At 63.6% G+C, this 13,506-nt stretch carries 11 protein-coding genes and 1 pseudogene; 1 reads left to right on the top strand and 11 read right to left on the bottom strand.

Annotated elements, in window-relative coordinates; translation table 11 throughout:
* Positions 1-2: 2 nt before the first annotated feature.
* The 5 genes and pseudogenes from AC0L15_RS13025 to AC0L15_RS13045 form a co-directional block, all read right to left on the bottom strand.
* Positions 3-1,082, bottom strand: coding sequence for an imelysin family protein (locus AC0L15_RS13025; protein WP_287248479.1), 1,080 nt, complete (start codon positions 1,080-1,082; stop codon positions 3-5).
* Positions 1,082-2,689, bottom strand: a complete 1,608-nt coding sequence (locus AC0L15_RS13030; protein WP_287248477.1) for a di-heme oxidoreductase family protein — start codon at positions 2,687-2,689, stop codon at positions 1,082-1,084. Before AC0L15_RS13030 ends, AC0L15_RS13025 begins: the two co-directional genes overlap by 1 nt.
* An 11-nt stretch (positions 2,690-2,700) precedes the next feature.
* On the bottom strand, positions 2,701-3,186 hold the full coding sequence (gene bfr, locus AC0L15_RS13035; RefSeq protein WP_023802097.1) for a bacterioferritin: 486 nt from the start codon (positions 3,184-3,186) through the stop codon (positions 2,701-2,703).
* The gene (locus AC0L15_RS13040; RefSeq protein WP_023802096.1) at positions 3,152-3,463 is read right to left on the bottom strand and encodes a (2Fe-2S)-binding protein; all 312 of its coding nucleotides are present in this window, start codon (positions 3,461-3,463) and stop codon (positions 3,152-3,154) included. The genes bfr and AC0L15_RS13040 overlap by 35 nt, the downstream gene beginning before the upstream one ends.
* Before the next feature lie 98 nt (positions 3,464-3,561).
* Positions 3,562-4,854, bottom strand: a pseudogene (locus AC0L15_RS13045) (imelysin family protein).
* 471 nt (positions 4,855-5,325) lie between these two features.
* On the opposite strand from AC0L15_RS13045, the gene AC0L15_RS13050 reads away from it, so the two are divergent.
* Positions 5,326-6,579, top strand: a complete 1,254-nt coding sequence (locus AC0L15_RS13050) for an NAD(P)/FAD-dependent oxidoreductase (RefSeq protein ID WP_287248476.1) — start codon at positions 5,326-5,328, stop codon at positions 6,577-6,579.
* Between the two features lie 78 nt (positions 6,580-6,657).
* Here AC0L15_RS13050 and AC0L15_RS13055 read toward each other — a convergent pair whose 3' ends face one another.
* The 6 genes from AC0L15_RS13055 to AC0L15_RS13080 form a co-directional block, all read right to left on the bottom strand.
* Positions 6,658-7,935 (bottom strand): 4-aminobutyrate--2-oxoglutarate transaminase, encoded by a 1,278-nt coding sequence (locus AC0L15_RS13055; protein ID WP_287248474.1) that lies wholly within the window; start codon positions 7,933-7,935, stop codon positions 6,658-6,660.
* A 159-nt stretch (positions 7,936-8,094) separates the two neighbouring features.
* Positions 8,095-8,844, bottom strand: a complete 750-nt coding sequence (locus AC0L15_RS13060; RefSeq protein ID WP_128247976.1) for an ABC transporter ATP-binding protein — start codon at positions 8,842-8,844, stop codon at positions 8,095-8,097.
* Entirely contained in the window at positions 8,841-9,674 is an 834-nt protein-coding gene (locus AC0L15_RS13065) for an ABC transporter ATP-binding protein (protein WP_287226871.1), read from the bottom strand. Before AC0L15_RS13065 ends, AC0L15_RS13060 begins: the two co-directional genes overlap by 4 nt.
* Positions 9,671-10,591, bottom strand: coding sequence for a nickel transporter permease (nikC, locus tag AC0L15_RS13070; RefSeq protein ID WP_023802090.1), 921 nt, complete (start codon positions 10,589-10,591; stop codon positions 9,671-9,673). Before nikC ends, AC0L15_RS13065 begins: the two co-directional genes overlap by 4 nt.
* Complete coding sequence (locus AC0L15_RS13075; RefSeq protein ID WP_287241222.1) at positions 10,588-11,655, bottom strand: ABC transporter permease; 1,068 nt, start codon at positions 11,653-11,655, stop codon at positions 10,588-10,590. The genes nikC and AC0L15_RS13075 overlap by 4 nt, the downstream gene beginning before the upstream one ends.
* An 18-nt stretch (positions 11,656-11,673) precedes the next feature.
* The gene (locus tag AC0L15_RS13080) at positions 11,674-13,317 is read right to left on the bottom strand and encodes an ABC transporter substrate-binding protein (protein ID WP_287248472.1); all 1,644 of its coding nucleotides are present in this window, start codon (positions 13,315-13,317) and stop codon (positions 11,674-11,676) included.
* Between the last annotated feature and the right edge of the window lie 189 nt (positions 13,318-13,506).

The raw sequence follows: 13,506 nt of genomic DNA on the forward strand, positions 1-13,506 counted from the left end.
AATCAGTCTCCGTCGAGCGACGAGAACCCGGCGGTCAGGCCGAATTCGGCGGTTAGCCTGGTGCCGATGAGGGTCGACAGGCTGGATGTCACAAGCGAGAAGTGGTCGAGCTTCTGGCGCAGCGCCGGATCGGCAAGCGCCTTGTCGATCGGGCCTCTGATGGCGGTGGCGTCGGCGGCGCCGTTGACGAGCTGGATGTGGATCGATTCCGCCATCCAGCGCGCATCGGGCGACAGCGCGTCGCCAAGCTGCGAAGCCTGGAACAGAGCGTCCATGCCCGAAAGATTTCCGGTCAGCGAACGCGCGGTGTTTTGTGAACGCCAGTAGATCGCCTGTTTCGGCTTGTCGGCCTGCGGGCTACTGCCCAGAAAACCTTTCAGGCGCACGTCACGGACCATCTCAAGTTCGTTGATGAAGACGCCGACCAATTCGGTCACCGCTTCCGTGCCGTCGCGGTAGAGTGCGTTTTGCGGCCCCGGATTGGCCCAAAGTGCTGCAAAGCCGTCGGGCTTGTTCCAGGCGTCGCTGACCTCGGCGACAATCGTTTCGATGTTGCTGGCGACGGCCGCGCCGTAAGCGCAGCGATAGGGATCGTCCTTGCCGGCGAGCCGCTCGGCGCCATCGCCGTAAAGCACGAATTCCAGCGCGCCGAGCCCTTGCATGGCGACGCTCTTTGTCGCCAGATGGGCCGGATCGGCGGCGGCCCGGTCTTTACTGGCCAACGCCGCCTGCACCTGCCTCAGGCCGATGCTCTTGCGGTCCGGCCAAAACAGCATGCGTTCCAGCCGGTTGTTCTGCGTGATCGGTCCGATGCGGATGATCTCGACGACCGACCAGGCATCCACGGTGCCGGAGAATTCGGCGCGCGCCGCATCGAGATGGTCCTGCGAAGGCGCGTCGCACAGCGTGCGCACTGCCTTGCTCAGGCTGTCGGCATGGTCTTGCAGGCGTGCATAGGCCGGGCGGACAAAGCCGTCGATTGCTCGCTGGATCACGTCGGAAGCCTTCACCGCTGCGGACGCCGGCAATGCGCCGGCGAGGACCAGCGGGAGAACCAGGACAAACGCCAGACGCTTCGACATCAAAACGACTCCAGGAATTTGACCAATGCGGCGCGATCGGGCGCGGCGGCGGCGGCAAAGCGGTCGCGCGCCTTCTGCCCCTCGCCGCCATGCCACAGGATCGCCTCGGTCAGCGTGCGCGCCCGCCCGTCGTGCAGGAAGAAGTTGTTGCCGTTGATGGTCTGGGTAAGACCGATGCCCCACAGCGGCGGCGTGCGCCATTCGCTCCCGCTGGCATCGCCCACCGCTTGCCCGTCGGCGAGGCCCGGCCCCAAGTCGTGCAGCAGAAAATCGGAATAGGGCCAGATCAGCTGGAAGGCCTGTGCCTTGTTGGGCGTGCCGCGGCGGGTGACGAATTTCGGCGTATGGCAGGAAATGCAGCCCATGTCGTAGAACAGCTTCTTGCCGGCCAGCACATCGGGCTTGTCGAGATCGCGCCGCGCCGGCACGGCGAGGTTTTGCGAATAGAAGGTGACCAGGTCCATGACCGGCGGCGGCGCCTCGACCGGGCCGAGGCGCTTCTGGACGCCGTTGGCCATGGCAAGGCAGTTCTTTTCGGCCGCGGTGCAATCGCCCCAGTGGTTCGGCACTTCCGGCGTCGAAATGCCGATGTCGCCGGCAAATGCGTCCGCCGCTTGCTGGCGGATCGAAGGGGTCTGCGCCTTCCAGCCAAAGCGGCCGAGCGTCGGCTCGCCGCTGTGGCCGTCGCGCACGATGTTGGGCTTGCCGGAGATGCCGTCACTGTTGCGATCGTCCGGATCGGCACTGGCGAGAATGTCGGCCGGCGCGATTTGCTCGACCAGCCCGAGGCCGATCATCGGCGGCGTCAAGCGCGGCGAAAGCGTGGTGTGCGGATCGAGCGGCCCGTTGACAAGATCATCGACCGAATAGCTCGGCTTGCGCAGCCAAACCACGGTGCCGTCCGGCAGGGTGACTTTTTGCTCTTGATAGACGACACGCATCCTGCCTTCGCCGCGAAGGCCCGGAACGGCCAGTTCCTGCAATTGCGAGCCGTAGACCGGATCAGGGAAGTTGAGCACCTTGCCGGCGGCCAGCGCTGCTTTCTCCTCCTCGGTGCTCGCCTGCCGCGCCAGCCGCAGGAACATCGAGGTGGTGCCGCTGTCGGCTTGCGGCGGATGACCGCGACCGTCCTTCAGATGGCAATTCTGGCACGCCCGCTCGTTGAACAGCGGACCAAGCCCGTCCGATGCCTGCGTCGACGAGGGCGACGACACCCAGTTCTTGCGGAAAAGAGCATTGCCGAGCTTGAAGGTGCCTTGTTCCTCGAAAGTGATATTGGCGGAAGATTGCGAGAAAGCGTCCTTGTTGGCGCCTTTCCGCGACGTGCCGGCGCCGCCCTGCATCGGCTCGAACTGCTCGGGCTTGGAGAAATCCCTGGTCGGCCTGGCGATGGCAATGACGCGCGCCAGATCCTTCGGCGTCAGATCGGCACGGCTGGTGGCCAGACCCGCCGGTTCGGGCGCACCGGCCAGCGCCGAGGCGGTCAGCGCGACCACTACGGCAGGCGAAAGCCGGCGAAGCCAGCCGTATCGCGGGTTGTGCTGGGACGGCAGGCCGCAATCCTCGGCCCGCCGCAAGCGGCGCAAGTAGTCTAAGCGGCGCCGCATTCCCGCATGTCCTAATCCGCCTCGTCGGCCGATGCGGCGTTGAGCTGGCCGTATTTTTCCTCGCCGATCGAGGCGAGCAGGTCGAGTTGCGTCTCGAGGAAGTCGATGTGACCTTCCTCGTCGGACAACAAATCCTCGAACAGCTTCATCGTCACATAGTCACCTGCTTCGTCACAAATCTCGCGCGACCGTTTGTAGGCAGTGCGCGCGTCATACTCGCCGGCAAGATCCGATTCGAGCACTTCCTTGACATTCTGGCCGATGCGCAGCGGCGCTACCGACTGCAGGTTCGGATGGCCTTCAAGGAAGATGATGCGGGCCACGAGCCGGTCGGCATGGTGCATCTCCTCGATCGATTCCGCGCGTTCCTTCTTTGCCAGCTTGGCGTATCCCCAGTCCTCCAGCAGCCGGAAATGCACCCAGTACTGATTGACTGCTCCAAGTTCCAGAAACAGAGCTTCGTTAAGCCGCTCTATGATCTGTTGTTCGCCTTTCATGGGTTCTGCTCCCGTATTGGACGCGCAGGCCTCTGACGCGATCCAGGTGTGAAACGACGTCCACGCCGCTCGCCTCCGAGCGGGCGTGGTAATTTTCGGTTACCCGAATGATCGTTTCGACCACATTTGGGAAGCAGCCGCAACAGCGACCACGCTTCTGCATGGCATGATAGATCTTCGCCGGTACGATAAGCTGCCAGGGATCCTGATCCAGCAGCCCGACGATCGTCTGCTCAATCTCCTTCTCGGTGATGATGTTGCAATGGCAGATCAGCATTATTTGCTCTGTGTGGCTGACGGCGCGTGCTCGGCGCCATGTGGCTTATTTTCTTAGTAGAGCCTGGACCTTCGGTTCGGGCTCCGGGCATCGACGCCTTACTGAAACACCTTGTCCGGCGCATCGAGGCTGTCCGAGCCCTCGAAGGCTATGGCATTGAGTTTCAGGGTGCCGACGGCGCGTTCGATCGACTTGGTCTGGTCGACCAGCGCGTCGATCGCCGCCTGCACAGTGGCGTTGCCTTGCGTATTGCCTTCGCCGATCTGCTGGTCATAGGCCTCGCCGCCAAGCGCTCGCGCCTTGATCGCTTCCATCTTGGCGACGGTGACATCAAGCTTGTCCGACAGTTCCTTGTCGACCGCCGGATCGGCCTCCTTGACCATGTCGGATACCGACGGTCCTTCGACGACGGTGCCGTCGAGGCGGGTGTAGTTGCCCTTATAGGCGGCGCGAATGCCGACGGCATCGTAGAGATGGGAATCGTAGGTGTTGTCGGAGAAGCAGTCATGCTCCTCTTCCGGGTCGTGCAGCAGCAGGCCGAGCTTCATGCGCTCGCCGGCGAGTTCGCCGTAGGACAGCGAGCCCATGCCGGTGAGGATGGCCGAGATGCCGGCCTTCGGCTCGCCATCGACAAGGTTCTTGCGCGCGGCGCCGCTTTCCTTCCAGTCGTTGACCATGTCCTGCAGGTCGGAAACCAGAAGCTCGCTCGCCGACTTCAGGTACTGCGCGCGACGATCGCAATTGCCGCCGGTGCAGTTGGCGAGGTCGTAGTCGGTATAGGGCCGTTCGCCGGCGCCCGGGCCGGTGCCGTGCAGGTCCTGGCCCCACAGCAAGAATTCGATGGCGTGATAACCGGTCGCCACATTGGCCTCGATGCCGCCGGCTTCCTGCAGCGTGCCGGAGAGGAACTCGGGAGTAAGATTGGTGGCGTCGATCTTCTTGCCGTCGATCTCGATCGACTTGTTGGCGATCACATTGGCGGTGTAGAGCGCATTCGCGTCCGACTCGGTGCCGTAGTTCTCGGCGACATAATCGATCAGGCCTTCGTCCAGCGGCCAGGCGTTCACCTTGCCTTCCCAGTCGTCGACGCTGGCGTTGCCGAAGCGATAGACTTCGGTCTGCTGATAGGGAACGCGCGACGCTTTCCAGGCCTAGCGGGCGGCGGTGAGCGTTTCCACCGAAGGCTTGGCGAGCAGCGCGTCCACGGCCTTGCCGAGCGCCTGCGCCGCGGTCAGCGAATCCTCATATTTGGCGAGCGCAATATCGGAATAGGTCTTGATGACCGCCTTGGCATCGGTTTCCGCCTTGGCCGGCAGCACGAATATCGCCGCCGTCAAGGCCACCGTGGCGCCGATCGCTGCAAGCCTGCTGCCATATCGCGCCGTGATCATCGCTCTCATGATTGTCATCTCCCTCGGGAATTCAGTGAAAATGCCGGCGCCAAAGGCGCGTCGGCAGGCAATCGGCGCCAAGGCAGGTCCATGCCATTGAGCGAGATACAGGCCGCGGCATAGCGCGGTTTGCGGAAGAAAGACATCGAAATGCCTCCAATCGAAAGGGTTCAAGGCCCAGACATCAAAGGGATGCGCTTGACGCGCACGCTTCCATAAAGCGATGAAGGTGCCGGAAGTCAACCAATTTCAGAGAGAAAAGCCAATTGAAACAACAGTTTAGAATTATTCTAAACTGCAAGTATCAACTTTAGCCGTATTTGCCGCGCCGCCGTCGAACGAACGATTGACAGACCGCCATTCCGGGTGCGACCCGCAAGGGTGGTCTTGCGGCGGCGTCAGACAATCGCCACTTGGCGAGACGTCCTAGACTTGGATAACGCCTAGGAGAGATGAGGAATTGCGGCTGCGATGAAAAACGGTGTGGTCATTGTCGGTGCGGGTCATGCGGGCGTGCAAGCGGCCGCCAGCCTGCGCGAGGACGGCTACGACGAACCCGTGATCCTCATCAGCGATGAGGACGAACTGCCCTACCACAAGCCGCCGCTGTCGAAGACCTTCATCAAGGATCAGGAGGCCAGACCGCAGCCGCTGCGCGGCGAGGCTTTTTATACCGGCAGCGCGATCGACTACCGGCCGGGCGTCCGCATCGATCGCATCGATGCCGGCGGCCGCAGGCTGGAGCTATCGGATGGCGGCACACTGCCGTTCGACCGGCTGATCCTGGCGACCGGTTCGCGGCCGCGCATGCTGTCGCTGCCGGGTTCGGATTTTTCGGGCGTGGTGTCGCTGCGCTCACTCGCCGACGCGCGCCTGATCCGCGAATTGAGCGCGCAGAGCGAGGATGTCGTCATCCTCGGCGGCGGCTTCATCGGGCTGGAGATCGCCGCGACGCTCACAGCGGCCGGCCGCAAGGTCATCGTGGTCGAGGCGGTCGACCGGCTGCTCGGCCGGGCGGTGGCGCCGATCATCGCGCGCCATGTGCGGCAGCGGCTGGAAGCGACCGGCGTGCGCATTCTCAGCGGCACCACGATTGCACGGCTCGAAGCCGAGAACGGCCATGTCTCGGCGGCAATCACCGCATCCGGCGAGCGGCTGCCGGCGCAGATGGTCATCATCGGCATCGGCGTCGTGCCGAATGTCGAACTGGCGCAAGCCGCCGGCATCACTATCGCCAACGGCATCCGCGTCGACCAGCAGATGCGCACGTCGGTGCCCGAAATCCTCGCCATCGGCGATGCCGCTTCCTACCGGCACTGGCTCACCGGCGGCGATGTGCGGCTGGAATCGGTGCAGAATGCGACCGACCAGGCGCGTCTTGCAGCACGCACCGTTGTCGGCCATGCGGACGCCTTTGCGGCGGTGCCGTGGTTCTGGTCCGATATCGGTGACATCAAGCTGCAGATGGTCGGCCTGATTTCGGGCGGCGACAGCCATGTCGTGCTGGGCGACGTCAACGAGAACCGGTTCTCCATCTACCACTATGCTGGGAATCGTCTGCTCGGCATCGAATCGGTCAACCGGCCTGGCGACCACATGCTTGGCCGCAAGATGCTCGGCGCCGGCTTTTCGCCGACGCCGCAGACGGTTGCGACGGGACCGGACGGATTGAAGGCGGCGCTCGCCGCTTTCCAGCAGGTAGAGCCCGTCCGCGCCGCCGAATAAGGATGTGTTGATGCCGGCGAACGGCGGTTTTCTGCGCTGATCCTTCCCTTCTCCTACAACAAGGGAAGAAAGATCCGCTCAGGCGGCGCGGACCTCGCGGATCGAGCTTTCCAGGATGTCGAGCGCTTCGTTCATGACGCCGTCCTGGATGGTGATTGGCGCGAGGAAGCGGATGACGTTGCCGTAGACGCCGCAGGTGAGCAGGATCAGGCCCTTGTCGAGCGCCTTCAGCCGGACCGCATTGGCGAGCTCGGCCGACGGCAGGCCCTTCTTCACATCGTTGAACTCGACAGCGTTCATGAAGCCCGGGCCTCTGATATCGACGGCCTCCGGCGTGTCGTCGCGGATCGATTGCAGCCGCTGCTTCAGCCGGTTGCCCAGCGTGTTGGCGCGGTCGCAGAGCTTTTCCTCTTCGATCACGTCGAGCACGGCATGCGCCGCGGCAACGCCGATCGGGCTGCCGCCATAGGTGCCGCCGAGCCCGCCGGGGCTGGGCGCATCCATAATCTCGGCGCGGCCGGTGACTGCCGACAGCGGGAAGCCGCCGGCAAGGCTCTTGGCCATGGTGGTGATGTCGGGCGCCACCTCGTGATGATCCATGGCGAACATCTTTCCGGTGCGGGCAAAACCGGTCTGCACCTCGTCGGCAATCAACAGCATGCCGTGCTGGTCGCAGATCTTGCGCAGCGCCGTCATGAAGTCGCGCGGCGCCTCGTAAAATCCGCCCTCGCCCTGCACCGGCTCGACGATGATGGCGGCGACGCGGGCCGGATCGACATCGGCCTTGAACAGCCGGTCGAGCGCGGCCAGCGAATCGGCGACCGTGATCCCATGCAGCGCCACCGGGAACGGCGCGTGGAAAACATCGGCCGGCATGGCGCCGAAGCCGACCTTGTAGGGCACAACCTTGCCGGTCAGCGCCATGCCCATGAAGGTGCGGCCATGGAAGCCGCCGGCAAAGGCAATGACCGCCGGACGGCCGGTTGCGTTGCGGGCGATCTTGATGGCGTTCTCCACCGCTTCGGCACCGGTGGTGACGAAAATGGTCTTCTTGTCGAATTTGCCCGGCAGCAAGCCGTTCAGCCGTTCGGCCAGCCTAACATAGCTCTCATAGGGCACCACCTGGTGGCAGGTATGGGTGAAGCGGTCGAGCTGCGCCTTGACCGCCTCGATCACCTTGGGATGGCGGTGGCCGGTGTTGACGACGGCGATGCCGGACGAGAAATCGATGTAGCGACGGCCCTCGACATCCCAGATTTCCGAGTTCTCGGCGCGGTCGGCATAAATCTGCGTGGTCATGCCGACGCCGCGCGAGATCGACTGGTTCTTGCGTTCGGAGATGGCTGAGTTCTTCATGCTGTTCCCTCACCGGGCCGGCGCCCGTTCTCGGTTGGTATATGCTAAGACCTGTTCTGACCTTATTTCACGTTTTCCTCAAGTTGGCACCGCCGCCAGGCGATTGGGCCTGCCGCCGCTAAGGTCGCATTCCTTCGCGACGCGGACAGCTGATTTGACTCACGCAGTCCGCACAAACCCGTCGCTCGCCCTGAGCAAATTGCGCGTATAATCTTTGCTGACGCGGCGCTCGACGAGGTCATCAGCGGTGAGATGCTCGATGGCCTCGCCGTTCTGCATCACCATCAGCCGCTCGCACATATGGGTGATGATGGCGAGGTCGTGGCTGACCATCAGGAAGGTCAGCTTGCGCCGCCGCCGGATGTCTTCCAACAGGTTGAGCACCTCCGCCTGCACGGAAGCGTCGAGCGCCGAGGTCGGCTCGTCGAGCAGCAGGATCGCCGGTTCGAGGATCAGCGCCCGCGCAATCGCCACCCGCTGGCGCTGGCCACCCGACAATTGATGCGAATAGCGGAAGCGGAAGCCGGTGCCGAGCCCGACCTCGTCGAGCGCCCGCTGGATGCGTTTCTCGCCATCGGCAAAGCCGTGGATGGCGAGCGGCTCCTGCAGCAGTCGGTCGACGGTTTGGCGCGGATGCAGCGAGCCGTAGGGGTCCTGGAAGACCATCTGCACCTCGCGATAGAAGGCCTTGTCGCGGCGCTTGCCGAGTTTTTTTCCGTTGACGGTGATGCTGCCCGAAGCGGCCGGCGCGAGGCCGGCGATCGCCCGAAGCAGCGTCGATTTGCCGGAGCCGGATTCGCCGACCAGGCCGAAGGATTCGCCGGATTGCACCTCGAGGCTGATACCCTTCAGCGCGCGAAAGCGGTCGAAGACCACCTCCAGCCTGTCGACAGAAAGTGCTGCCGTCATGCCGCCCACTCCGGCTTGCGGTCGAGCACCGGCAGCGGGTGGCGGTCGGCGCCGATCTTGGGCATGCAGTTGAGCAGGCCGCGCGTATAGGGATGCTGGGCGCGGCCGAGCTCCGACGCCTTGAGCTGCTCGACCACCTTGCCGGCATACATGACGATCACCCGATCGCAGAACGACGAGACCAGGCGCAGATCGTGCGAGATGAAGATCAGGCCCATGCCGCGCTCGCTGACCAGCCTGTCGAGGATGCCGAGCACGTCGAGCTGAACGGTGACGTCGAGCGCCGAGGTCGGCTCGTCGGCGATCATCATCTCCGGCCCGGCAATCAGCATCATGGCGATCATGGCGCGCTGGCCCATGCCGCCCGACACCTCGTGCGGATGCAGGTCGAAGACACGGGCGGGATCGCGGATCTGCACCGCCTCCAGCATGGCGAGCGCCCGGTCGCGGGCCTCCGCCTTGCCGACCTTCTCATGCGTGCGCAGCGTCTCGACAATCTGGCGGCCGATGCTCATCACCGGGTCGAGCGAGTATTTTGGATCCTGGAGGATCATGGCGATGCGCTTGCCGCGCAGCGCCCGGCGGTCGCGGGGCGAGGCCGCGAGCAGGTCGGTGCCGTCGAAGGCAAGTTTCCTGGCCGTGACCTCGGCTTGCGGCGGGGTCAGGCCCATGATGGCGCGGCCGGTCTGCGACTTGCCGGAACCGCTCTCGCCGACGATGCCGAGCCGTTCGCGGCCGAGCGAGAAGGAGACGCCGCGCACCGCCTCGATCCGGCCGGTGCGCGTCGGGAAGGTGACGCGCAGATCGTCGACCTCGAGAAGCGTGCTCATTGGTCACCACTGCGGGGGTCGAGCGCGTCGCGCAGGCCGTCGCCGAGCAGGTTGAAGCCGAGGCTGACGAAGAGGATGGCAAAGCCCGGTGCACCGGCCACCCACCATTGGTCGAGCACGAAGCGGCGGCCCGACGCGATCATCGCGCCCCATTCCGGCAGCGGCGGTTGCGCGCCGAGGCCGAGGAAGCCGAGACCGGCGGCGGTCAGGATGATGCCGGCCATGTCGAGCGTCACCCTGACGATCAGCGAGGAGATGCAGAGCGGCATGATGTGGCGCAGCACGATGCGGAACGGCGAGGCGCCCATCAATTGCACCGCCTTGATGTAATCCGAATTGCGCACGGTGAGCGTTTCGGCACGCGCGATACGGGCGTAGGGCGGCCATGAGGTGACGGCGATAGCGAGCACCGCATTCTCGATGCCGGGGCCGAGTGCGGCGACGAAGGCCAGCGCCAGGATCAGCTTCGGAAAGGCGAGAAAGATGTCGGTGATACGCATCAGGATCGCATCGATCCAGCCGCCGGCATAACCGGCGACGGTGCCGACCAGCAGGCCGATAGGAGCGGCGATGACTGCGACGAGAATGACGACGTAAAGCGTCCATCGCGAGCCGAAGATGACGCGCGAAAGGATGTCGCGGCCAAGGTCGTCAGTGCCAAACCAGTGCTCGGCACTTGGCGCCAGCAGCCGCGAGCCCTTGAGGTCGCCGAATGTCGGCGAATAGGGCGCCAGCACATTGGCAAAGGCGGCGACCACCAGCAAAGCGATGATGATGAGCAGGCCGAGAAACGCCAGCCGGTTGGCTGAAAAGCGCCGCCACGCGACATAGGCGCGGCCGAGCCTGGCCTGCATGCGCGACGCCGGCCGCTCGCTGAGCAGCCAGTCGCGGCGGCTCTGGATTGCTTCAGCGCTCATCGTACCTTGGTCCTTGGGTCGAGCACCCGGTAGAGCAGGTCGGACAGGAGATTGATGCCGATGAACACCGAGCCGATGATGATGGTGCCGCCGAGCACGGCGTTCATGTCGGCGTTCTGCAGGGAATTGGTGATGTAGAGGCCGATACCCGGCCAGGAAAACACGGTCTCGGTGAGCACCGAGCCTTCGAGCAGACCGGCATAGGAGAGCGCGATCACGGTGACCATCGGCACGGCGGCGTTGCGCAGCGCGTGGCCCCAGATGATGCGTGTTTCCGACAGGCCCTTGGCGCGCGCCGCGACGATATATTCCTGGGCAAGCTCGTTCAGCATGAACGATCGCGTCATCCGGCTGATATAGGCGAGCGAGAAATAGCCAAGCAGCGAGGCCGGCAGGATGATGTGGCGGAAGGCATCGCGAAACACATCCCACTGTCGCTGCCACAGCGCATCCAGGAGATAAAAGCCGGTGATCGGGGTGAAGGTGTATTCGTAGACGATATCGAGGCGGCCGGGAAAAGCCACCCATTGCAGCCTGGCGTAGAACAGCACGAGCGCCAGCAGTCCCAGCCAGAAGATCGGCACGGAGTAGCCGACCAAGCCGATGATCCGCACGATCTGGTCGATGATGTTGCCGCGCCGGACCGCGGCCAGCACGCCGAGCGGCACACCAAGCAAAGCACCGATCAGCGTTCCCAGCGTCGCCAGCTCGATCGTCGCCGGAAAGGCGCGGCGGATGTCGGTCATGACAGGATTGGTGGTCAGCACCGAGGTGCCGAAATTGCCGTTCAGGGCATTCTTCACATAGATGTAGAACTGCTCGATCAGGGGCAGGTCGAGCCCCATCTCGCGGCGGGTGCGCTCGACGACATTGGCCGGCGCCCGGTCGCCGAGCACCGCCAGCACCGGGTCGATCGGGATGACCCGGCCGATGAAGAAGGTCACCGCGAGAAGACCGAGATAGGTGGTTATCGCGATGACCAGGAAACGGGCGATCGACGAGGCGACAGCGACAGCGCGGGCGCTGCCGCGCCCTGCGGTCGCTTCGCTTTCAACAGTACTCATGCGGCGCGTCCGCCGGCATCATTCCTTGGTGATCTGGCTGACGAAATTGGTGTCGAAGCTCGGGCCGAGCGCAAAACCCTTGAGGTTCTTGCGCAGGCCGGCCACTTCCAGCTGCTGGTGAACGATGATGAAAGGGCTGGTTTCGAGAATCTTCCTCTGCAGATCCTGATACATTGCGGCGCGTTTGGCCGGATCCTTCTCGAGCAGGGCCGCTTCGGTCTGCTTGGTCAAGTCCGGAATATCCCATGCGTTGCGCCAGGCCAAGGTCTTGGTCTTGCCTTCATCCGAATTGTCGGGGTTGCTGGCGAAGGTCTGGGCGTTGGAGTTCGGATCGAAATAATCCTGGCCCCACTGGCCGATATAGATGTCGTGATTGCGGGCGCGGTATTTGGTCAGCGTCTGCTTGCCGTCGCCGGGAATGATCTCCAGCTTGACGCCGGCCTGGCCGAGCGTCTGCTGGAACGATTCCGCCATGCCGGTCACCGGCTGGGTGTTGCGTACGTCCATGGTGACGCTGAAGCCGTCGGCCATGCCGGACTTGGCGAGCAGTTCCTTGGCCTTGGCGAGGTCGAATTTGAACGGATTTTCGTCCAGCTCGCCAAGCACGCCTTTTGGCAGGAAGGTCTGGTGGATCTCGCCGATGCCCTTGAGGATGGTCGAGCTCAAGGCATCATAGTCGACGAGATATTTGAAGGCCTGGCGAACCTCCGGCTTGGCGAGGTTCGGGTTCTTCTGATTGAGGCTGATGTAGAAGACCGTGCCCTTCGGCGCGCTGGTGGTGGTGAGATCGGCGTTCTTGGCGATGGCGTCGAGGTCGTTCGGCTCGAGATTGCGGGCAACGTCGATGTCGCCGGCCTCCAGCGCCAGGCGCTGGCCCGAGCTTTCCTTCATGTTGCGATAGATGACGCGGGCGAGCTTGGCCTTTTCGCCGTGGTAATTGTCATTGCGCTCCATGACGACGACCTCGTTGGCCCGCCATTCGCGCAGCTTGAAGGCGCCGGAGCCGGCATAGCCGGTCTTCAGCCAGGCGTTGCCGAAGTCGTTGTCGTATTTGTAGTCGGCGCTGGGCGTCACCGCGGCAGCATGTTCCTTGACCAGCTTGGCGTCGACGACCGACGCGACCGTTGCCGACAGGCAGTTCAGGACGAAGCTCGGCGCATAGGCCTTATCGACCGTGAACTGGAACGTCGTGTCATCGACGGCCTTGGCCTTCTCGGTGACGTTGTCGCCATTGATGCCGAACTGGCCGATGATGAAGGCCGGGCTCTTGTCGAGCTTGATGGCGCGCTCGAACGAATAGGCGACATCAGCCGCAGTGATCGGATTGCCCGAGGCAAATTTCAGGCCGGGCTTGAGCTTGAAAGTGTAGGTCAATCCGTCGTCGGAGACAGTCCAGCTTTCGGCGAGATCGCCCTTGACCTTGGAGGTGTCGCTCAAGTCGAGGCGGACAAGCAGGTCGTAGGTGTTGCCGGTGACCTCGGCGGTCGACAGCTCGAACGCCTCGCCCGGATCCATCGAGATGATGTCGTCGATGGCGAAACCCTCGACCAGCGTGTCGGCCGGCGTGACAGCAAGGGCAGGCGCACCGGCCAGAAGCAGCGCGGACATGGCTGCGCCGGCGAGCAGGAAGCGGGAGCGTAGGGCAAACTTTTCCATCATCATTTTTAACTGTTCCCTGTTTTTGTTGACCTGAGTTCCCGGCTCAGGGTTTGGCATTCACTTGACACATCGGCCCGAAAATCGGAATCGATTTTCGGACAGCACGATGTGTAGTTCAAAGTCTTAGAGCGTCCTTTGCGCGTCCAACGGACGCGCGGCGCTCTAATCGAACGGTGACCCTGAACCGGTCGT

This window comes from Mesorhizobium sp. WSM4846, assembly GCF_055811415.1.